This window comes from bacterium (genome assembly GCA_037128595.1).
Classification (GTDB): domain Bacteria; phylum Verrucomicrobiota; class Kiritimatiellia; order CAIKKV01; family CAITUY01; genus JAABPW01.
This window is the reverse complement of sequence record JBAXWB010000011.1, coordinates 31343-53394: the sequence shown is the minus strand read 5'-3', so window position 1 is coordinate 53394 and position 22052 is coordinate 31343. Positions and strand designations below refer to the sequence as shown.

Annotated in this window: 22 protein-coding genes; 20 read left to right on the top strand and 2 right to left on the bottom strand. The window is 58.0% G+C overall.

Annotation, left to right across the window (positions count from 1 at the left end):
* Positions 1-6: 6 nt before the first annotated feature.
* Together WCS52_08595 and rpoN are read right to left on the bottom strand one after the other, a co-directional pair.
* Entirely contained in the window at positions 7-1233 is a 1227-nt protein-coding gene (locus WCS52_08595; GenBank protein MEI6167241.1) for a hypothetical protein, read from the bottom strand.
* A gap of 3 nt (positions 1234-1236) precedes the next feature.
* Entirely contained in the window at positions 1237-2670 is a 1434-nt protein-coding gene (rpoN, locus tag WCS52_08590) for an RNA polymerase factor sigma-54 (GenBank protein ID MEI6167240.1), read from the bottom strand.
* 137 nt (positions 2671-2807) lie between these two features.
* Between rpoN and WCS52_08585 the strand changes: the two genes are divergently transcribed.
* The 20 genes from WCS52_08585 to WCS52_08490 all read left to right on the top strand — a co-directional run bounded on the left by WCS52_08585 (position 2808) and on the right by WCS52_08490 (position 22048).
* Entirely contained in the window at positions 2808-3440 is a 633-nt protein-coding gene (locus tag WCS52_08585) for an NAD(P)H-dependent oxidoreductase (protein MEI6167239.1), read from the top strand.
* Between the two features lie 9 nt (positions 3441-3449).
* Positions 3450-5405: a glycoside hydrolase family 15 protein gene (locus WCS52_08580; GenBank protein ID MEI6167238.1), complete on the top strand. Its 1956-nt coding sequence runs from the start codon at positions 3450-3452 to the stop codon at positions 5403-5405.
* 111 nt (positions 5406-5516) lie between these two features.
* Entirely contained in the window at positions 5517-6233 is a 717-nt protein-coding gene (locus WCS52_08575; protein MEI6167237.1) for a YggS family pyridoxal phosphate-dependent enzyme, read from the top strand.
* The gene (locus WCS52_08570) at positions 6214-7011 is read left to right on the top strand and encodes a hypothetical protein (protein MEI6167236.1); all 798 of its coding nucleotides are present in this window, start codon (positions 6214-6216) and stop codon (positions 7009-7011) included. The genes WCS52_08575 and WCS52_08570 overlap by 20 nt, the downstream gene beginning before the upstream one ends.
* Positions 7008-8018, top strand: a complete 1011-nt coding sequence (locus tag WCS52_08565) for a PfkB family carbohydrate kinase (protein MEI6167235.1) — start codon at positions 7008-7010, stop codon at positions 8016-8018. The genes WCS52_08570 and WCS52_08565 overlap by 4 nt, the downstream gene beginning before the upstream one ends.
* Positions 8008-8769 carry a 3-deoxy-manno-octulosonate cytidylyltransferase gene (kdsB, locus tag WCS52_08560; protein MEI6167234.1) on the top strand — a complete coding sequence of 254 codons (762 nt, stop codon included), beginning with the start codon at positions 8008-8010 and terminating at the stop codon, positions 8767-8769. The genes WCS52_08565 and kdsB overlap by 11 nt, the downstream gene beginning before the upstream one ends.
* 16 nt (positions 8770-8785) lie before the next feature.
* A complete protein-coding gene (gene kdsA / locus WCS52_08555) occupies positions 8786-9610 on the top strand; it encodes a 3-deoxy-8-phosphooctulonate synthase (protein MEI6167233.1) in 825 nt (274 codons plus the stop codon).
* Positions 9588-10076 (top strand): LPS export ABC transporter periplasmic protein LptC, encoded by a 489-nt coding sequence (lptC, locus tag WCS52_08550; GenBank protein ID MEI6167232.1) that lies wholly within the window; start codon positions 9588-9590, stop codon positions 10074-10076. Before kdsA ends, lptC begins: the two co-directional genes overlap by 23 nt.
* A 1-nt stretch (position 10077) precedes the next feature.
* Complete coding sequence (locus WCS52_08545; protein ID MEI6167231.1) at positions 10078-10674, top strand: LptA/OstA family protein; 597 nt, start codon at positions 10078-10080, stop codon at positions 10672-10674.
* 7 nt (positions 10675-10681) lie between these two features.
* Positions 10682-11407, top strand: a complete 726-nt coding sequence (gene lptB / locus WCS52_08540; GenBank protein MEI6167230.1) for an LPS export ABC transporter ATP-binding protein — start codon at positions 10682-10684, stop codon at positions 11405-11407.
* A gap of 19 nt (positions 11408-11426) precedes the next feature.
* Positions 11427-11765 carry a ribosome-associated translation inhibitor RaiA gene (raiA, locus tag WCS52_08535; GenBank protein ID MEI6167229.1) on the top strand — a complete coding sequence of 113 codons (339 nt, stop codon included), beginning with the start codon at positions 11427-11429 and terminating at the stop codon, positions 11763-11765.
* On the top strand, positions 11762-12736 hold the full coding sequence (gene hprK / locus WCS52_08530; GenBank protein ID MEI6167228.1) for an HPr(Ser) kinase/phosphatase: 975 nt from the start codon (positions 11762-11764) through the stop codon (positions 12734-12736). The genes raiA and hprK overlap by 4 nt, the downstream gene beginning before the upstream one ends.
* Complete coding sequence (locus WCS52_08525; protein MEI6167227.1) at positions 12729-13034, top strand: HPr family phosphocarrier protein; 306 nt, start codon at positions 12729-12731, stop codon at positions 13032-13034. The genes hprK and WCS52_08525 overlap by 8 nt, the downstream gene beginning before the upstream one ends.
* A 5-nt stretch (positions 13035-13039) precedes the next feature.
* Positions 13040-14824: a phosphoenolpyruvate--protein phosphotransferase gene (gene ptsP, locus WCS52_08520; GenBank protein ID MEI6167226.1), complete on the top strand. Its 1785-nt coding sequence runs from the start codon at positions 13040-13042 to the stop codon at positions 14822-14824.
* 66 nt (positions 14825-14890) lie between these two features.
* Positions 14891-16054: a methionine adenosyltransferase gene (gene metK, locus WCS52_08515; GenBank protein MEI6167225.1), complete on the top strand. Its 1164-nt coding sequence runs from the start codon at positions 14891-14893 to the stop codon at positions 16052-16054.
* An 18-nt stretch (positions 16055-16072) separates the two neighbouring features.
* Positions 16073-16519, top strand: a complete 447-nt coding sequence (fabZ, locus tag WCS52_08510) for a 3-hydroxyacyl-ACP dehydratase FabZ (GenBank protein MEI6167224.1) — start codon at positions 16073-16075, stop codon at positions 16517-16519.
* Positions 16516-17292, top strand: a complete 777-nt coding sequence (gene lpxA, locus WCS52_08505; GenBank protein ID MEI6167223.1) for an acyl-ACP--UDP-N-acetylglucosamine O-acyltransferase — start codon at positions 16516-16518, stop codon at positions 17290-17292. The genes fabZ and lpxA overlap by 4 nt, the downstream gene beginning before the upstream one ends.
* 26 nt (positions 17293-17318) lie before the next feature.
* On the top strand, positions 17319-19250 hold the full coding sequence (gspD, locus tag WCS52_08500) for a type II secretion system secretin GspD (protein ID MEI6167222.1): 1932 nt from the start codon (positions 17319-17321) through the stop codon (positions 19248-19250).
* The gene (locus tag WCS52_08495; protein ID MEI6167221.1) at positions 19247-20827 is read left to right on the top strand and encodes an ATPase, T2SS/T4P/T4SS family; all 1581 of its coding nucleotides are present in this window, start codon (positions 19247-19249) and stop codon (positions 20825-20827) included. Before gspD ends, WCS52_08495 begins: the two co-directional genes overlap by 4 nt.
* Positions 20828-22048, top strand: a complete 1221-nt coding sequence (locus tag WCS52_08490; protein MEI6167220.1) for a type II secretion system F family protein — start codon at positions 20828-20830, stop codon at positions 22046-22048.
* Positions 22049-22052: the final 4 nt, after the last annotated feature.

The following is a 22052-nucleotide window of genomic DNA, read 5'->3' as shown; positions in this document are numbered from 1 at the left end:
CCATCCCTAATACCCAATCACCCATAACCTGTAGCATCGGCCTGTGAGGGAAGTGGGGGAATGGGGGTCGCTCCATGAGGTGGGCCCCTCGGCGCCTGCAAATGGGGAGGGGGTCATGTTGGTCCAGATATCAGTCGTGTTGAGCGGAATTTCACGGGCCTCGACGCCATACAGGCGGTTTGACCAGCCTTGAAAGGTCAGTACCGCTACGCCGTTTGACCACTGCAAGGCATCAACACGAAACACCGAGGCGGCATTGGTGGGATCGGTACGGGCCACCCATTCCTGGTAGTTGCTGAGACCATCGTTGTCGTTATCGTTGGTGGCAGATAATCCATGGATCTGGCCGGTATACCGTTGTTCCCACCAGTCAGGAAGTCCGTCGGCGTCGCTGTCGAAGTCGGGTATGACGCTGGCCATCCAGGCATAGTGAGCCGAGACCTGTGATGAGTAGAATCCGCTGGCGACATGATTGGTAACCGCTGTCCACTGAGCCCCGTCTTCGACGTAGAGCCCGTACTCATCATAGAGACTGGCGTCGAACTTTCCGTCACTGATGTTGGTGGTGTTGAACGAGCCATCCACGGAGTAATGGATGCCGGCTAATTGCCAGACGCCATTTTCCTGAATGAAGGCGGCGCCGCCGGAGTCACCGCTTGACAGGTGGCATTCATTGGAACCGGCCCCATGAGTGAAGGTGGCGTATAAATAGGGAGCGTCGCCGGCAAGCCGGATGGCGTCGACCTGATTCACTCCCCACCGCATGACGCTGTCGACTGGGCCCCAGTGCCACCCATTGGTCACCCCCTCGGTGATGATCTCACTGCCGCGTTGGGTGCCCCGCCCAATCACCATCAGGGCCCTCCCAACTTCATTTGACCCGGTATAGCAGGGGGCATAACGGGGAAGCCGGTCTGCGACCTGCCAGAGACGGAGGTCAACGTCCGGATTGGGATCTACGAACGAAGCGATCGGGTAGTAGTTGGACCCTTCAAAAACAAACGGGGTGTTAGTGTCGCCATTAATGTGCTTGGCGGTCAGGAAGAAATGCGGGTCGACCGCGGTGCCCAGAAAGCCGCCGAACTGCCCCTCGAACTGCCAGCCGCTTCCCTCCAGCGGGCCGGCAGGTGCATTGGTGTTGTAACCGGGATCGCCCGTGGCATCGAACAGAACCGCCTTGGCCATCAGCGGGAATCCCCATACCAGTACCGCCAGCGATAGGCGCGCCCACATGATTTATCCGTATTTCTTCCGCATATGCGACGGGGCGATTTTCAAGGCAATCCGGTATTTCGCGACAGTGCGGCGCGCGATCTGGATACCCCGCTCATTCAGGATTTCAAGGAGTTCCTGGTCGGACAGGGGGTGTTCCGGGTCTTCCGAGGCGACGAGTGAGGCCAGGCTGTCCTTGACCGTCTTATTGGAGACGACGCCGCCGGCATCGGTTTTGAGGCCGGGCGTAAAGAAATACTTCATCTCGAAAATCCCCTGCGGGGTCTGGATATGTTTGCCCGCCACGGCGCGGCTGACCGTGGTCTCGTGCAGACCGACCACCGTGGCCACCTCGGACATGGTCAGGGGTTTGAGATGGGCGATGCCCTGATCAAAAAAGTCCTGCTGCACCTTCACGATTTCGGTCGCGATCTTGAAGATCGTCTGCTGGCGCTGGTGGATGCTTTTGATGAGAAACGCGCTGGACCGGACGCGGTCCTGGATGTAGTCCCGCACCTCGGCGCCCGTGCCTTCGTTATTCATCAGTGAACGGTAATGCTTGCTGATCCGCAACCGGGGGAGGTCATCGTCATTCATCAGGACGACATAAACGCCTTCCACCTTTTGAACCACCACTTCCGGCGTGACGTAGGGGGAAGACTCAGAGCCATAGGCGCGGCCGGGCTTGGGTTCCAGGGTGGCAATGAAATTGGCGGCTGCCTGAATCTCTTCGATCGGGAGCTTCAGCGCCTTGGCAATCTCCTGCAATTTATGCGAGGCGAGCCGTTCCAGATGGCCGGAGACGATTCGTCCGGCCGTGCTTTCCGCCTTGCCTAGACGTTCCAACTGGAACAGCAGGCATTCACGCAGGTCGCGGGAGCCGACGCCCAGCGGGTCAAAGTCCTGGATGATGGCGAGGATATCCTGCATGTGGCCTAAATCGGCGTTACACGTGGCGGCCAGTTCCTCAATGGATGAGGCGAGATAGCCATCATCACTGATACTGCCGATAATGAGTTCCCCCAGGGCCCGGTCGGTCTCGCCGAATTCGGCCAGGGCCAGCTGATGGAGCAGGTGCTCCTGAAGCGACTGGGTCTGGGTGATGGACTCGTAGAGGTAATCGCGCTTTTCCTCGCTGTGGGCGGAATAGGAATTCCGTTCCCGCTCCTGGAAAAAGTAATCTTTCCACTCATCGTCCAGCCGCGTCAGGATTTCGAACTCTTTCCGGAAATCCATGGACTTATGGTCTTCCAGCTCCGTATTGATTTTCTCCACTTCGATTTGGGGGGCATCGGCGGGCAATTCCTCGAGCGTGGGGTTACTGTTCAGCTCGGCCTGGATCATGGCACGTAGCTCAAGTACGGGCGCCTGGAGCATCTCAAGGGATTGGCGCAATTGGGGCGCCAGCACCATATGCAGGCGCATTTCCTGACTTAAATGTAAACCTTGTTCCGCCATTTTATGCTCTCTGTGTCAGGCGCGAATATACCCTCCATTCGCTCCCTTCTCAAGGAGAATGTCAGTTACGTGTGGGGCAAAAACCTCTTGGATGAAGAAGGGCGCGGGAGTAAACTGCCACCCAGAAAGGGAGGTGTATGAAAAAGCTTCTGCATGTGATCGCGAGTCCACGTGGCGAGACGTCCAGAACCCTTCAGGTCGCCACCGCTTTTCTCCGGCAGTTCCGGGAGATCCATCCCGACTGGCTGGTCGACGAGATCAACTTGTTCCACGAACCGCTTCCGCCCCTTACTGCCCGTCAGGTGGATGGAAAATATGTGCTTCTGGGCGGCCGGGAGCTCTATGGGGAGTTGCGTGAAACATGGGAAGAGATCGAGCACCAGATCGAGCGGTTCAAGGCGGCTGAAGCTTACCTGATCAGTACTCCCATGTGGAATTTCGGTGTGCCATACATCTTGAAGCAATACATCGACATCCTGATCCAGCCCCGGTACTTATTCCGTTATGTGAAGGGCCGCCCGGAGGGACTTCTCACGGGACGGCGTATGGTGGTGATCTCCTCCCGCGGCGGGGAGTATACCTCGCCCGCCGATCTCCTGTTTGATCATGTGGAACCCCATCTGAGGGCCGTTTTCGGATTTGTGGGAATCACAGACGTTCGGTTCGTTAAAGTCGAGCCGCTGGATGGGGTTTCCGCAAAGGCCGTCGAAGACACCATTGAGGCCGCCCGGGGCAAGGCACGTGAGGCGGCAGAATGGATTAGCAGGTAAGGAGGCGCCATGGCACGCGATATCCCCGTAGCAAATGGACAGATTCTGGTGGCGTACGATCAGGAGGGGCTGGTTCGTGATCTCTATTACCCCCACATCGGGCAGGAGAATCACGTGAACGGGGCTTGCTTCCGGGTCGGTCTTTGGGAGGATGGGGTTTTTGAATGGTTGCCCGCTGGCTGGGAGCGTCGTCTTGACTACCTGCCTGATACGCTGGTTACCGAACTGACCTGGTCGAGTACCGCCCGCGGGCTCAGCCTCACCTTCAATGATCTGGTGGATTTTCATGATCCTCTTTTCCTCCGGCGGATCACCCTCATTAATTCCGGGGCCACCGTCCGCCATCTAAGGCTTTTTCTGGGATTTGATTTCAGCATCGCGGGCAACGACATCGGCGATACGGCGGCCCTTCGTCCGGAGCTTGAAGGCCTGCTTCATTATAAAAATGACCGCTATTTCATGGTGAACGCCCTGCTATGCGGGCGGCATGGCTTTGATCAGGTCGCCACCGGCAACAAGCGGCGGAATGAGTTTGAGGGGACCTGGAAAGATGCGGAAGATGGTGAGTTGAGCGGCAATGCCATTGCCCAGGGCTCCGTGGATTCAGTGGTCGCGCTGCATCTGACGGTGGAGCCAGGGGCGACAGAGACGGCGTGGGTGTGGATTGCGATGGGGACCGACTTGAGTGAGGTCCGTGACCTGAACCGGATGGTGCTTAAGCGTGGCCCCGTCCGGCTGTTCCGGAGAACTCACGACTACTGGCGTTTGTGGGTGCGCAAAGAGCCGGACGATGGGGTGGGGTTACCTGAAGCCGTCATGCGCCTGTATCGCCGGAGTCTCCTGATTATCCGGACCCAGACCGACCGGAACGGGGCGATTCTGGCGGCGAATGATTCCGATAACGTCCAATATAATCGGGATACCTACAGCTATGTATGGCCCCGTGACGGGGCCATAGTGGCCCATGCGATGGATCGGGCCGGTTATCCCGAGACCAGCAGGGCCTTTTTTCAGTTTTGCGCCTCGGTGGTCGAACCTGAGGGGTATTTCCTGCATAAGTACACCCCGTCCGGCATGCCCGCCAGCAGCTGGCATCCCTGGGTCAAAAACAGCCGCGGGCAACTGCCGATCCAGGAGGATGAGACTGCCTTGGTGATCTGGGCACTTTGGGAGCATTATCGCCGCTGCCGGGATATTGAATTCATCACCCCGTTGTACCGGCCATTGATCAAGAACGGGGCCAATTTCCTGATGAACTACCGCGACGTATCCACGGGACTGCCGCTGGCCAGTTATGACCTGTGGGAGGAGCGACAGTCGGTGCAGACGTTCACGGTGTCGGCCGTATATGGTGGGTTGATGGCGGCGGCGCAGTTTGTGGCGTCCTTCGGTGAACATGAGCTGGCCCGGGATTATAAGAAGGGCGCCGAACTCATGCGTGAGGCGGCCTTGCGCCATCTGGTTCTGCCGGAATCCCGCTGTTTTGCCCGTGGCATGGTGTTCCCGCCGGGTGGGCCTCCTGAAATGGACCGGATTATGGACGCCAGTATTTGCGGGATATTTGCGTACGGCATGCTTCCGGCAGACGATCCTGTTGTCGCCAGCACCCTCAATTCCCTCCATCAGAAATTGTGGTGCGGAACACCGGTGGGAGGATTGGCGCGCTATGAGCATGATCCTTACTACCGGACTCAACCTCATTTTCCAGGGAATCCATGGTTTGTCACCACCCTCTGGTACGCCCAGTACCTTATTGCCCGGGCAAAGGGTACGGCTGATCTGGCGCCGGCGTTGAGCTTGCTTGAATGGACGGCGGCCCATGCGCTACCCAGCGGGGTTCTTGCGGAACAGCTTGATCCCCGGACGGGGACCCCGCTGTCGGTCTCACCCCTGACCTGGAGCCACGCGGCCTATGTTACGGCCGTGTGTGACTATCGGGACAAGGTCCGCCAGCTGGCAAAATGAACATTTCCGGGAAACCCCTGGATGAGGGGGCATGGCGTTTGAATTCCGAGTCGTTCCGGCCTCTGAATCACCTTGTGATGAGCGGCTGAAAATAGTAAGGATAACCCCCCTATGAGTTCGGAACTGAAAAACCGGTATGACGATATTGTGAGGCGGATGCAGGCGGCTTGCGGCAGGGCAGGGCGGGATCCGGCTTCGGTGCAATTGATGGCGGTGTCGAAGACGCAGCACCCCGATGATATCGCGGCGGTGGCGGCGCTGGGGGTGGAGACGTTTGGTGAGAACCGGGTCCAGGAGGCTCACGGCAAGATTTCCTTGTGCCCCGGTCGCCTGCACTGGCATTTAATCGGTCATTTGCAATCGAATAAGGCGAGGGAGGCGGCCCGCCTGTTCGAGATGATCCATTCCGTGGATTCGGTTCGTATGCTGGAGACGCTCGACCGGGTGGCCGGGGAGGAGGGGCGTTCACTGCCGGTCTGTCTTGAGGTCAACGTGTCGGGGGAGCGCAGCAAATTCGGCATGGCGCCGGAGCACGTGGCTGGGGCTCTGGAGGCCGCCAACCGGTTGTTCCGGGTGAAGGTCGTCGGGCTGATGACCATTCCTCCCGCCGCCGAAGATCCGCAGGAAGCGCGTCCGTTTTTCCGGGCGCTGCGGGAGCTCAGGGACCGGATGCAGGGGGAGTCTGGCGTGATGATGCCCGAGCTTTCCATGGGGATGTCGCAGGATTTCGAAGTGGCGATTGAGGAAGGGGCGACCTGGATCCGGGTGGGCAGCCTGCTGTTCGGCCCCCGTAAACGAAAGGAAATCGATGAGTCCGGCAACGACTGATTGGGATGAGGTAGCCAAGCCCGCATCGCCGCATAACGACCGCCCTCCCCCGCGGGCGGCCGGATGCCTGATCGTGACCGGGTTGAGTGCGGCCATTGTGATTGCCCTGGCGGTCTTCGGGATCCAGACCAAAGTGGGAAGCGATCTGGTGGCCAACTCCCTGAAAAAACAGACCGGCCTGGATTTATCCGTGGGCGGGGCACAACTGGTCGCACCGTTGGATCTGGTTCTGACCGATGTGCAGACCAAGCCGAGTACCACGCCCCTTGGCAATTTCAAGGTCCGGGAAATCCAGATAGGGTGGCGCTGGGGTGGGGAGTGGCATCTGGTGCTTCGCGGTCTGCGTCTGGAATTAGTCAAGATTGCGGACGGTTGGGTACCCGCCCCGTTCGCCCGGCTGGCGGTGCTGGCGGATGTTCGCGATACGGTGGCCCTGTTGGCCGAGGACCCTAAGTTGGTGAGCCTGGATATTACGGACAGCGGGGTGGTGTGGAGCACTCCTGATGGGGAGCGGCTTTCGGCGGTCGACGGATTGAGCCTGAGCATGCGGCCGGTATCGTTGGGTGAGCGGCAGGTGAGGCTGTTTGAGGTGTCCGCGCGAAGTGTTTTCCGGACTGGCGGCGTCAAGGGGCGACTGTTGCGCCGGATGTGGGTGACGACGCAGGAAAGCCCTTATCTGGAGGTCGACTACCGCGGGGTGTGGGAAGGGGACGACTCCACGGTCAGGGATTGGTGGTCGATTCCCGCCGAGCCCGGCAAGCAAGGAAAAACAAAATGAATATCGCACGCGTAAAGCAGTTGGCAAAGAGGCTCGGACGGCAGCGGATACTGGTCGTCGGGGATTTGATGCTGGACAAATATATTCACGGTTCGGTGGATCGCATTTCCCCCGAGGCCCCGGTTCCGGTGGTGCGGGTGGGCCGGGAACGGCAGGTGCCGGGGGGCGCAGCCAATGTGGCCAGTAATATTTGCGCGTTCGGCGGACAGGCGGTCATTGCCGGGATTGTCGGGAATGACATGGCCGGGCATGAGCTGCTGGCGCTGATGAGCGGCCAGGGAATCTGCACCCATGCGGTGCGTGCCGTGGCCGGCCTGCAGACCACCGTGAAGATGCGCGTGCTGGCAGACCGCCAGCAGGTGGTCCGGGTGGACTGGGAGAGTGATCCCCAGCTGCCTGCGGATGATATTCACGCCTTCTGTGAGCTGATTGCCCTCGAAATGGAGACCTGCGACGGGGTGGTGATCGAAGATTACAGCAAGGGCATTGTGTGTCAGGAAGTGATGGACACGGTGTTGCGCGCGGCCAAAAAGAAGGGGATCCCGGTCGGGCTCGATCCCAAAGACAATTTGAATCTGACCATCAAGGGTATTACGCTGGCCACGCCGAACTATAAGGAGGCGCAGGTCTGCGCCGGTCTGCCCGCCAAGGCCCCGCCGCCCGGGAATCCCATGGATGATGTGGCATTGCGGAAAGCGGCCGAAGCCCTGATGAAGATCTGGGAGCCGGAGCAGCTGCTCGTGACGCTGGGTTCCAATGGAATGTACATGATGGCCCGGCACGGCGCTCCCCGCGTGATCCCCACCCGGGCACGGGAAGTGTATGACGTCAGCGGGGCAGGGGATACCGTCATCGCCACTTGCGTGATGGCCCTGGCGGCTGGCGCGACCTATGATGAAGCCGCGGTGCTTGGCAACAATGCCGCCGGCGTGGTGGTGGGGAAGCTGGGGACGGCCACCTGTTCGCCGGAAGAACTCATCGCCAGTGTGGAGGCCAATGAACTCTAAACGCGAACGAGTGGTGGGGGTGATTCCTGCGCGGTGGGCTTCTACGCGGTTGCCCGGCAAAGCACTGGCCCCGATTTGCGGGAAACCGCTGATCCAATGGGTGTTGGAGCGGGTTCGCCAGGCGGACCGGTTGGACGAGGTGTTGGTCGCGACCGATGACGAGCGGATCCGCTCGGTGGTGGCGTCACTGGGCGGGACGGCCGTGATGACGCGGGTGGATCACCCCTCAGGTACGGACCGGGTGGCCGAAGCGGTGGCCGGCCGGGACGCCGGGATTGTGATCAATATTCAGGGGGATGAGCCGCTCATTGATCCGGGATTGATCAATGGACTGGCGGAGGTTATGCTGAAAGCTCGGGACTGGGATATGGCCACGGCCGCCACGCCCATTCATTCGCCGGAGGAGTTGAACAAGCCCTCGGTGGTGAAAGTGGTATCTGGGGCAGAGGGTCAGGCTTTATATTTTTCGAGATCAGTGATTCCCTTTGTGCGGGATGCGGCGCCGGCCGGCTTGATCCATTGGCGGCATGTGGGGATTTATGCCTATCGGCGCGCCTTTCTGGATCGGTTGGTGGCGACGCCTCCCTGTGTATTGGAGTTGTCGGAAAAACTGGAGCAGCTGCGCGCGTTGCATCTGGGGGCGCGGATGAAGGTGGTCGAGACGCAGGAAATTGGCTTGGGGGTGGATACCCCTGAGGATGTGGCGCTGGCGGAAGCGGCTTTGAGGCGTGCGGGATTGACACTTAAATAGAATGAGAGCGGGAACCATGAGTAAAGCGGTGGATGTCGGGAATGTGAGCGTAGGGGCGAAACGCCCGTTGGTCTTGATTGCAGGTCCCTGTGTGATTGAGAGTCGCGAGGGGTGTCTGGAGATTGCCGGCAAACTGGTGCGCCTGGCCAAGACTCAGAAAATTTCACTGATCTTCAAGGCCTCATACGACAAGGCCAACCGGTCGTCCGTGCGCTCGTATCGTGGACCGGGAATTGAGCGTGGGCTTGAGATTCTGGCTGAGGTCAAGGCCCGGTATGGCGTCCCGGTATTGACAGACATCCATACGGCGGAAGAGGCGGCCCGGGCCGCCAAAGTGGTCGACATCATCCAGATTCCCGCCTTTCTCTGCCGCCAGACCGACCTGGTGGTGGCGGCCGGAAATACGGGTATTCCGGTCAATGTGAAGAAAGCCCAGTTCATGGCGCCCGGGGATATGCGCAACGTGATCCAGAAAATCGAGTCGACCGGGAACCGGAAGATTATCCTGACGGAACGCGGGGTCTCATTCGGTTATAATAATTTAGTAGCCGACATGCGGAGTCTTTTGGTAATGCGTGAGTTCGGCTATCCGGTCATATTTGACGCCACCCACAGCGTGCAGCGACCCGGGGGAGCCGGGGACCGGACGGGTGGAGATGGCTGCTGGGCGCCGGCGTTGGCGCGGGCTGCGGTGGCCACGGGATGTGACGGGGTGTTTATTGAAACCCATGTCAAGCCCGAGGAGGCACTGTCCGATAAAGATAATACAATCGCGTTTTCAGCCATGGGGCAACTCTGGCGGACGTTAAGGAAAATTGATGATGTCGTGCGTCTTGCGTAATCGGGTGACCGGACTTCTGCTGCTGGCGTGGCTCGCCTGCGGGACGGTGGCGTATTCCCAGCAGCTGGCCGGCATGGAAGACCGGGAGATCGATGACTTCCGCATCCCTGAATTCGATGCAAACGGAATGCTGAAATCCGAGATTTTCGGCAAAAAAGCCAAAATGCTTGCGGACAGCAAGATCCGGATTACCGGGTTGCAGATTATCATGTACAAGAAGCGGCTGGTGACGAGTACCACCAATGAGGTGGATGCCGTCCTGACCTCTGAGCACTGCACGGTGGATCAGAAGACCAAGGATGCCTTCTCCAATGCCGACATGAAAATTGTGAGGGATAATGTGGAGATTACAGGGAAGGGATTTCGATGGTCCGCCGAAAAGCAGCGGATTGAAATTCTGAATAACTTTCATATGGTGATGTCAGGACGTGTCAAGGTGTGGCCCCTGCTGAAGGAGAAAAAGTGACATGAAGAAGGTATGGATAACGATGGCGGCGGGTTGCCTGATTTTTTCGGGGGCAATTCTGGCCCGTGCTCAGGAGCGTGAGTCTTCGGCTGCAGCAGGGATGACGATGGGTAGTGGCGCGAGTGAAACCCATATTTCGGCCAAACGGGCGGACTATGATATTTCACGCAATGTGCTGGTGTTGGATGGGTCGGTTGTGGTGAGTGATCCCCGGGTGACGATCAAGGCGGATCAGATTACCATGTTGATGACGACCAACCGGGAACCGGAAATGGTGACCGCCGTCGGTTCGGTTGACATTGAGCAGGATTTGAGTCCGGCGGCCGTGTCCAGCAAGAAGGCGACTCCCGTCAAGGGGTTCCGCCGGGCCACTTGTGGCCGTGCGGTGTATAGTGTCCGCTCGGGCATCACGGTGTTGACCGATAAGCCGGTGATTACCCAGGAGGGTATGACCTTGCGCGGCTCGCGTATCATTTACAGCCGTGATGAGGACAAGGTTCATATTGACAATTCATCAGGCTCCTTTATGCCCGGTGAAGGGAAAAGCGATCTCGGCGACATGATGAAGTCCAAGAGTGCGGCTAAGCCCCAGAAATGAGGATGTTGTGGATCCGTTAATCAGAACCGAGGAACTGGTCAAGGCCTATCGCGGAAAAACCGTGGTACATGGCGTCAGTGTGAACGTCAATGCGGGCGAGATTGTCGGGCTGCTGGGGCCGAACGGGGCGGGAAAAACCACCACGTTTTATATGATTGTGGGCCTGATTCGCCCAACCCGGGGTAAAATCTTTTTCAAGGGAAAAGATGTCTCCGCCAAGCCCATGTTTCAGCGGGCGCGCATGGGCATGGGGTACCTGGCCCAGGAACCCTCTATTTTTCGCAAATTGACCGTTGCTGATAATATTATGGCCATTCTGGAAACCCGGAATCTCAGCTCCCGGCAGCGGAAGCAACGGATGGGGGAACTCATGGAGGACCTGGGGATCTCCGGCCTGGCCAACCAGATGGCGTTCACGTTGAGTGGGGGGGAGCGGAGACGTCTGGAAATCGCCCGGGCGTTGGTCACGGATCCGGCGATGATTCTGCTGGATGAGCCCTTCAGCGGCGTTGATCCCCTGGCGGTTTATGATGTCCAGGAGATTATTAAAAGTCTACGCAAGCGGGGGCTGGGCATTCTGATTACGGATCATAGTGTGAGGGAAACACTGGCGATTGTGGATCGGGCCTACCTGATTTGCGAAGGCCGGGTATTAAGAGAGGGACCTCGTGAATTTCTGATTAACGATGATGTTAGTCGGGAGTTGTATTTGGGGCCGCGATTCAGTATGTAAGTACCGGGAGGACAAAATTATGACAATCGAAATAACAGGCAGAAATGTGGATGTGAGTAACAGCATGCGGGATTACGCCGGCAAGCGTCTTGACAAGCTGGTGGCTGAATTCCCGCGGATTGATAAAATCCATATGATTCTGGATATCCAGAAATTCACCCATCTCGCCGAGGTGATTGTCCATGCGGCGCGTCATATTCAACTGGAAGGGACGGCCACCTCCGAGAATATGTATGCCTCGATTGACGAAGCCGTAGATAAAGTGGAGGCCCAGCTGCGGAAGACGTTGGACAAGCGTCATGAGCACAAGGGGAATAGCAAGCTCCGTGACCTTGAGCCAGTTGTGGAAGTGGAATGAGTATGAGCGATGCGGCGGTGGAGAAGTCTTTCGCGACGGTCGAGGATTTTTTAAAGGCGGCGAAAGACCGTCTGGATCTTGACCTGGTGGCAGGCGCGTCCGGTTTGAACCGGCGGATTGAAGAATCCGCCATCAACCGGCCAGGTCTGGCATTAACGGGTTTCTTCCAGTATTTTGCTCCCCGCCGTATTCAAACGCTCGGGCACGCTGAAATGGCGTATCTGGCCTCCCTGAGCGAGGGGGATCGTCGTGAGCGGTTGAAGCAGGTGTTCATGCGCCACATTCCCTGTATTGTGGTCACCCGGCGCCATCGGATCCTGCCGGAACTCATCGAATTGTCCGAGGAGTACAAGACGTGCCTCCTGCGTACGCCTGCGATCACCAAGAATTTTATCAATGGCGCCACCGTCATCATGGGGAATCTGCTGGCGCCCCACATGGTGCTGCAAGGCACGATGGTGGAGATCCTGGGCGTGGGGGTGCTGCTTGTGGGGAAACCCGGCGTGGGAAAAAGCGAAACGGCGTTGGCGCTGATCAAGAAGGGTCATTGCCTGGTGTCGGATGATGTGACGTCGCTCCGGGTCGATAGTTCCAATGATGTGATCGGTTCGCCCGTCGGGGTGATCCGCTATCATATGGAGATTCGGGGTCTGGGCATCATCCATGTGCCCAGTCTTTTCGGGGTAGCTTCGGTCCGCAACGAAAAACAACTGGACCTGGTGATTAATTTGTGTAGTCCGGAAATGATTTCCGCAGAGGACCGGAGCGGCCAGATCACCCAGAAGCGCACCATTCTGGGGGTGGATATCCCCAGCATTGAAATTCCGGTTGCCCCCGGGCGGGATGTCGCCAACATCGTGGAAGTGGCGGCCTTGGATCAGATGCTGAAACGGCTGGGTCACGATGCCGCCAAGGAATTGGACGATAAATTGATATCCGTGTTGGCGAAGGATGACAAACACGATGAGTAACGCGGGCCAAAAACGCGAAGCGTCCGAACGGATTCTGGTTCGTGAACTGAAGATCCAGAATAAGCTCGGGCTTCATGCACGGCCGGCGGCTCTTTTTGTAAAGGCCGCGAACCGCTTCATGGCCGATGTCACCGTTGAGAAGGGCTGCAACAAGGTGTCCGGTAAAAGCATCATGGGCCTCATGACCCTTGAGGCTGGCTTCGGGACCGTCTTGCGGATCATTGCTGACGGAGTCGACGCCGAGGCCGCCCTTGATGAAATCCAGTCGCTGATGGACAGCAAGTTCTTCGAGGGATAACCACCATGACGAATGTGCAGGGGCCCAGTGGGCTGGCAGACATCATCCTGCATGGCGTGGGGGTCTCCCCAGGTGTGGTCATCGGTCCCGTCTACAAGGTCAGTCCCGAAGAAACTGAATTCTCCGAACGAACCCTCAAGCCCGAAGAGATTGCCGCTGAACTGGCGCGGTTCAAAGCGGCCGTCGTGGTGACCCGGCGTCAGATTACCGTCATCCAGAATAATGTTAAACGTGCCATCGGCCATCAGGATGCCACCATTTTTGACGTTCATAAATTGATTTTGGACGATGCCGCGTTTTTTGATGAAACGATCCGGCTGATTGAATCCGATCATCTGAATGCCGAATCTGCGGTGCGCGCCGTGACGAGCCGGTATGTGGAAGCGCTTTCGGCCGTGGAAGACGAATACCTCCGGGAACGTGTTTCTGACTTCAAGGATGTGGCCCGCCGGGTGTTGCGCAATCTCACGGGTGAAAAATCCCATGCGCTGGATGGCCTGAAAGAAAAAAGCGTCGTGGTCTCCCCCGATCTTTCTCCTTCTGAAACGGCCACGCTGCGACGGAGCCTGGTGCTGGGGTTTGCGACCGACATGGGGAGCCGGACCTCGCATTCCGCCATTATGGCCCGGGCGATGGGAATACCGGCGGTGGTCGGGTTGGGCGATGTGACCCACAAGCTTTCCCCGGGTGACTGGATCCTGATGGATGGCACCGAAGGGGTCGTGATTCTGCGGCCTTCTGAGGCCACCCTTAAGAAATATAATAAGCTGGCGCAGCAACGCAAGATGATCGAAGCCCGGCTGACGCAGCTGTGTGATCTGCCGGCCGAGACGCTGGATCATCATCGCGTGATCCTCTCGGCCAATATCGAGTTTCTGGAGGAAGCCAGGGAAATCCGGAAATATGGTGCCCACGGCGTGGGCCTGTTGCGTTCGGAGTACCTGTATATCGCCCACGACGAGCTACCGACCGAGGCGGAGCAGTTGGCCGCGTATAAAGGGGTGACCTCATTACTGGCGCCGGAGCCGGTGATTATCCGGACCGTTGACCTTGGCGGGGATAAGTTCGCCTCCTCGGTCAGGATGCCGCCCGAGATGAATCCCTTTCTTGGTTTCCGGGCAATCCGGTTCTGCCTGGCCCAGCCGGAAATGTTTAAAACCCAGTTGCGGGCCATTTTGCGGGCGAGCGCTTTCGGAAAGGTCAGGATCATGTACCCCATGATCAGTAACGTCGGGGAGGTCATCCGGGCCAATGCGATTCTGGAGGAGTGCAAGGCGGAGTTGCGGCAGGAAAATATCGCCTTTGATGCCCTGATTGAAGTGGGTGTCATGATCGAGATCCCTTCGGCCGCGCTGACGGCAGACATTATCGCCAAGCACGTCTCGTTTTTCAGTATCGGGACCAATGACCTGGCGCAATACACCCTGGCCGTGGACCGCGTGAACGACCGGGTGGCCCATCTCTATGAGCCCACGCATCCGGCGGTGCTACGGCTGATTCGGCACACCGTGGAAGCGGGGCATGCCCGGGGGATCTGGGTGGGGGTCTGCGGCCAGATGGGGGGCGACCCGCTGATGACGCTGCTGCTGATGGGGTTGGGGATCGATGAGTTGAGCATGGTGCCCGCCTCTGTACCGGCCGTCAAGGAGCTCATTCGCAGTGTCACCCGCGCCCAGGCCATCGAACTGGCGCAGACGGCCCTTTCCTGCGAGACCGCGGCGGAAGTCCTCAAGCATTGCCGTGCGTTGATTGCGAAAGTCTCTCCTGAAATACTTGAATTAGTGAAGTGATTCAGGTAACAATAAGCATTTCGTGGCTGGAAAAGGCCGGAGCAATACTAAACCAAGGGGAATAATATGAGCGATCGTTACTTGTTTACATCAGAGTCAGTTTCCGAAGGCCATCCTGATAAAGTTGCCGACGGCATTTCCGACGCTATTCTGGATGCCAATCTCAAGCAGGATCCCAAGGCCCGTGTCGCTTGCGAGACGCTGGTGAGTACCGGTCTTGTGGTGGTTGCGGGTGAAATCACTACCAAGGCGATTGTCAATTTTGCCGACATTGCCCGCGAAAAGATCCGGAAGATCGGCTATACGGATCCTGATCTCGGGTTTTCTGCGGACAGCTGTGCGGTCATGGTTTCGATCGATCGCCAATCTCCGGACATTTCCCAGGGGGTGACTTCGGGGCAGGGACTTTTCAAGGAGCAGGGGGCCGGCGACCAGGGGATGATGTTCGGGTATGCCTGTGATGAGACCCGTGAACTGATGCCCATGCCGATCATGTTCGCCCATCGCCTGACCAAGGCGCTGGCGAAAGCGCGTCGCGACGGAACCCTTCCCTTCCTCCGTCCGGATGGGAAATCCCAGGTGACGGTGGTGTACGAAAACGGCCGCCCGGTCAGTGTGGATACCGTGGTGGTGTCCTCCCAGCACAGCCCGGATGTGTCCTACAAGGCGCTCAAGGAGGGGATCATCGAGGAGATTGTCCGTAAACAAATCCCCGAGAAACTTCTCAAAAAAACAAAGTTCCTGATCAATCCCACCGGGCGTTTTGTCATTGGGGGCCCACACGGGGACAGCGGGTTGACGGGACGTAAGATTATTGTCGACACTTACGGGGGCATGGGCCGCCACGGGGGCGGTGCGTTCTCCGGCAAGGATCCGTCCAAAGTCGACCGCAGCGCGGCGTATATGGCCCGCTATGTGGCCAAGAATGTCGTGGCGGCGAAACTGGCGCAGCGTTGCGAACTCCAGTTGGCTTATGCCATCGGGTATCCCGATCCTGTCTCGGTTCACATTGATACCTTCGGCACCGGTACGGTCAGTGATGCGGCGATTGTCAAGGCCGTCAAGGCCGTGTTTGGCCTGAAGCCGGCCGAGATCATCCGGACGCTGGATCTGCTTCGTCCGATTTATGAGGCGACCTCTTCCTACGGGCACTTCGGGCGTACGGAGAACCTGAAGTCGTTTACCTGGGAGCGTGTGGACAAGGTTGAGGCGTTGTTGGCCGCAATTTAACAGGAAGGGCTGAGTTTTATGGCGACGATGGACATTCAGGAAATCATGAGGTTGTTACCCCACCGGTATCCTTTCCTGCTGGTGGATAAAATCATTGAGTGCGATGAGCAGAAGCGCATCGTGGGAATCAAAAACGTGACCATGAATGAGCCCTATTTCCAGGGCCATTTTCCCGGCGTGCCGGTGATGCCAGGGGTCTTGCAGATTGAGGCCATGGCGCAGACGGGTGGGATCCTGATCAACCGGATGGCCAAGGCGGGCGACCGGGTTCCGTTCTTTATGTCCATTGACAAAGCCAAGTTCCGGCGTGTGGTGAAGCCCGGTGACCAGTTGCGCATTGAGATTGATATCATCACGCATAAGACCAAGATCGCCCGGTTCGCTGGACGGATTCTGGTTGACGGGGAACTCGCCTCGGAAGCCGAATTGATGTGTATGCTGGCGGATCAGAAGGTGCCGGCATGACCAAGATTCATCCTTCAGCCATCGTGCATGAAGGGGCTTTGCTCGGGGTGGACGTTGAGATTGGCCCGTATAGCATCATCGGCCCGAATGTGAAACTCGGGGACCGGACCAAGGTGATGCCACAGGTCTTTCTTGATGGACATACCAGCATGGGCGCTGAATGCATTGTCTTTCCATTTGCCAGTATCGGCAGTCAGACCCAGGACCTGAAGTACAAGGTCGGGAACAAGACCTACGTCGAGATCGGGGATCGGACGACGGTTCGTGAGTATGTGACCATCAATTCCGGCACGATGGATGGTGAAGTCACCAAGGTCGGTTCCGGCTCCCTCATTATGGCGTATTGCCATGTGGCGCATGGGTGCAAGGTCGGCAATCGCGTGATCATGGCGAATAACGCCTCGCTGTCGGGCGACGTTTTGGTGGAGGATGATGTCGTGATTGGCGGCATGTCCGGGATCCACCAATTCACCCGCATTGGCACCTGTGCGATGATTGGCGGTCTGGCGAAAATCACCCAGGATGTTCCTCCCTACATGCTCGTGGACGGCAATCCGTCCGGAGTGCATGGCATCAATTCAGTGAAGTTACAGCGACTGAACGTTTCGGTCGAGACCGTGGCGCTCGTCAAGAAAGCTTTCAAGCTTCTCTATCGGGAGGGGTTGTCCACCCGGCAGGCGATGGAGCGGATTCATGCTGAATTGCCGAAGGTTCCTGAGATTGAGCATCTGATCAAGTTTATTGAGACCTCGGAGCGGGGCATCCTTAAGTGACCGTCTGTCCCGGGGCAGGGAGGACTATGCACCGATCACTGCCAATGATTTGCCTGGGACTCTCCCTGACACTGTCAGGGAGTTTCCTTCCTGCTGCCGAGGAACGCCCGGTAGCCATCACCACTCCGCAGTCGTCGGTTAATTTCTCCTTCAGTCAGGTGGATATCCGCTCCTTTGTGAAGATCATCGGGGAGCTGACCGGGCGCCGGTTCATTGTGGATGAGGCCGTGAAGGGCCAGATCACCGTGGTGGCACCCCGCGTGCCCGTGGCTGAGGCCTATCCCTTGTTTACGCGCATCCTGGAATCGGTTGGCTGTGCGGTCATTGAGGAACCCAATTTGAACCGCATTGTGGTGATGCCGACCCGGACCCTTGTCTCAGCTCCGGTGATCGGGGAGGATGGCCGCATCGAGGGGAACGGGGTCATTACCCGTGTGATTCGCCTCAAGCATACGAATGTGGCGGATCTGAGGAAGATTCTTGATACCCTGACGGGGCGGGAAAAGGGCGCTACGGCGGCCATTCTGGAGTCCTCGAATCACATTATCCTGACCGATACGGCGAATAACGTGCGGCGTTTTGAACAAATCATTGCCGAGATTGACAAGGCGGGTGTTGGAACGACGAGTGAGGTGGTGTTCCTCAAGAATGCGGATGCGGCGGAATTTGTCCGGCAATACAATCAAGCCATTGGGCCGCGCCCGATGATCCGGGATGGCGTGGCTGCCCCGCGCGGGAATGAACTGGTCATGGTCTCCACGCCGCAGTCCAATAGTCTGATCCTGATCGGGCCGGCTTCTGAAATTGCCGAGGTTAAAAAACTGCTGGCGCTCGTGGATGTGGAGACTGCGACGGGGCGCGGTAATTTGCATGCCATCTTTCTGAAATATATCAGTGCCGATGAGGCGGCCAAAAGCCTGAATGCCTTGCTGGAGCGGTCGATGGGCAAAGACCCGCCCAAAGCCGGTGAACGGAAAAAACTGTCGGTCGAGGCCAGTACGGCAAATAACGCCTTGTTGGTGGATGCGTCCCCGATGGATTTCGAGTTGTTGAAGTCACTCGTGTCCGAGTTGGATCAGCTCCAGGATCAGGTCCTGATTGAAGTCGTGATTGCCGAGGTCAGCGCCGATGATTCGCTGGATGTGGGCGTTGAATTGACAGCGCTGAACGCGCCGTCCAAGGTGGGGGATTCCGTGATTCAGGGGAGTACCCGGTTGAGTGACAATTCGAAGAGTATTAACGACGTGGTCCAGAATGGGATCTTTCCCAAGGGCATCATGATGGGGGTGGTGCGCGGGACCCGCTTGGACAGTAGCGGCAACATGGTATCCAGCTTCCCGGGGATGATTAACATCAATGCCTTGCAGTCCAATGGGAAGGTCAAAATCCTCTCGAGTGTCCCGCTGGTGGCGCAGAATAACAAGGAGGCCAGCGTCAGTGTGGTGAATAACATCCCGATTCTCAAGTCTACCATCCAGGGCGGCTCCGGAACGTCACGTGATGTCATTCAGAATATTGACCGGTTGGATGTCGGCATCAAACTCAAGCTGACGCCGCGGATCAATCCCTCCAATGAGGTCTGCATGACCTTGAATCCCAGTATAGAGGCCATCATTGATTCGGGGCCATCAGATACTCAGTTTGCCCCGACGATTGCCAGGCGCGAAGTGTCAACGACGGTGACCGTTCCGGATGGCCGCACGATTGTCATCAGCGGCCTGATCCGGGAAGACCGGTCGAATGTCATCCGTAAAATTCCGGTGTTGGGGTCCATTCCGCTTATCGGGTTTTTGTTCCGCCGCACGGTGGAAGCCAAACAACGGACAAATCTGATCATCTTTGTGACGCCGCATGTGATGTCAACGGAAGTGACAGCCAAAGCGGCCACTGACCGCTGGAGTCAGAAAACCGGTTTGAATATCACCAATTCGGAAGCGTCGGCCATTAGTCCGCAATGAGCGATTCTAGAGACAACATCGAGGCGTTGAGGGCACGGGCCCTTGAATTCGGTCTCGTTTTCATTTCCGAGATTGGTGACGAGTCGCTTGACCCCGTCCTCGTGCGAGGCATTCCTGTGGAATGGGCGCGTACGCATGGGTTGCTCCCGGTGCGTCTGGATGGCGAATTGTGCCTGCTGGTCACGGATCCCGCCGAGGTGGGGAAGCATCAGGATATTGCCCTGTTGGTAGGGAATGAATTACGACCCGTCGTCGCGCCCGCCGAAGTGATCCTCAAGGCCATCGAGCGGTGTTACGTCAGTCGAAAGGAATCGACTGAAGACTTTTTGCGCGACATGGACCAGCCGGTGGATGGCGGGGAAAAGGCGGGGGAGGCGCGTTCGGATGATCTCCTGAAAACGGCGGAAGAAGCCCCTGTCACCCAATTGGTCAACGTGATCCTGCTGGAAGCAGTCAAGGCCCGTGCTTCGGACATCCATTTTGAACCGTTCCATTCGCGTCTGCGGGTCCGGTACCGGGTGGATGGCGTGCTCTATGAGCAGGCCAGCCCTCCCAAGCACCTGGAGCGGACGTTGGTGTCCCGCATCAAGGTGATGGCTCATTTGGATATTTCAGAGAAACGGCTGCCTCAGGATGGCATGGCACGCGTGCGGGTAGGGGAACGTGAAATCGATATCCGCGTTTCCACGGTGCCGGTGGCCGAAGGCGAACGGGTCGTCTTGCGTTTATTGAACCGGGATTCTTCCGTCATGACACTGGGTGATCTGGGAATGCCTGAAGGGATGATCCATTCGTTTGACGCCCTGCTTCATGAGGCGAACGGCTTGATCATTGTGTGTGGTCCCACGGGAAGCGGTAAAACGACCACCCTGTATGCCGCCATCCAGAAACTCGATACCCGGGGCCGCAATGTGATGACTATTGAGGATCCCATTGAATACCAATTGCAGGATATCGGGCAGATGCAGGTGAAACCCAAAATCGGACTGACCTTCGCCCGTAGTTTACGACATATCCTGCGGCAGGATCCCGATGTGGTGCTGGTCGGGGAAACCCGGGATAGCGAAACGGCCGAAATTGCCGTTCGGGCATCTTTGACCGGACATCTTGTGTTTACCACGTTGCACACCAATGATGCGGCCAGCGCCGTGATCCGCATGATGGATATGTCGGTAGAACCGTATTTGCTGGCCGCTGCCTTGCGCGGTGTATTGGCCCAACGGTTGGTACGGCAGTTATGTCCCCATTGCCGCAAGCCGGTCACGGTCTCGCCTCGCGAGCTGTCACTCCTGGGGGCGGCAGGCGAGCGGTTACAGGGAGCCACCCTCTATGCCCCGGCCGGATGTCCCCAATGTCTGGGTGGCTATCGGGGTCGAATCGGAATTTTTGAGATGCTGGTGATGAATAGCGAAATTGAAGCCCTGATCCGTAGCGGGGCCTCGGCCGCCCGCCAGATGCGCGATCTGCCCGGGTGTGAGACCCGGTTGACCATGCTCGATGATGGACTGGACAAGGTCCTGGCCGGCCGGACCAGTCTGGCCGAAATTTTGTATGCCCTGGGAATTTCAGGAGCGTAAATGCGCACCTTTGCTTATAAAGGCTTTGATAGTGCCGGCGCGGTGAGACGCGGCCTGATTGAGGCGCAGGACCTCAAGGAGGCGCGCGAAAAGCTGATGTCCCGCGGGGTTCTTCCCCAGCAGGTCTCCCCCTCCGAATCGGTGGCCGGCTCCCGGCTTTCTGCCCGGCGCGGTATTTCGTTCAAGGCCGAAAGCCGTGTGGCCTTCTATCGCGAGCTGGGGGTGCTACTGGGGGCCGGTCTCCCGTTGGTGGCCGCCATGGAAATCCTGATGGAGTCCCCGGAATTGGGTGTGTCGCCCTCGCTTCTGGCCGGTGTGCGCGATCGGATTCGCGAAGGGGCCTCCCTGGCGGGGGCTCTCATGACAATGGCGCCCTATATCAAGCCATACGAAAAAGCCATTCTCGAGGTGGGCGAAAAGTCGGGAAATTTAGAGGCCATGCTCGAGCGGTTGGCGTTATTCCTTGAAGAGCAGGAGCACTTGCGCGAAAAAATTGTCTCGGCGATGATTTACCCGGCCATCATCCTGGCCTTTGCCATTATCGTCGCCGTGGTGTTACTGGGGTTTGTTGTGCCGGCCGCCGCTTCGGTGATCTCTGAGCAGTCCGACAAGCTACAACTCCCCCTGTTGACCCGGTTCATGATGGCGCTCGGACGGGGACTGCTGTTCGGTTTGCCGGTCGCCCTGCTGGCCGGCTTGTTTGGCCGGTCCTATCTGATGCAGCGCATGGCCACGGAGCCTGCGTTGCGTTACCGGTTGGATCAATGGCTATTTCAAGTACCCTTGGTGGGCCGAGGCTACACCATTGCGGTCAATCTCCGGTGCGCCAGAACATTATCCATTCTGCTCCAGGGCGGGGTGGGGTTGGTGGATGCCATGGCGTTGGCAGGCCGTTCGACCGGCAGTGTCTGGGTGGCGCATTTGATGGAGGCGGAAGCGGAATCCATCCGGCATGGAAGCAGTCTGGCTGACGCCATGCGGCGTATCCCGCCGCTGGCCCGCTCCCTGCCAGCCTGGATTCAAGCAGGTGAGGCCAGTGGTGCCCTGGAGCGGTTGTTGGATACGGCCGGCAATGCCTATCAGCATCAATGGAATCGCTATGTCAGCCGGACCTTGAGCTGGCTGGAGCCCATATTGATCCTCGCTATCGGTATTTTTGTCCTGCTGGTCACCTTGTCGGTTCTTCTCCCGATTATCTCCCTGAATCAGACATTGGGGTGAGGGT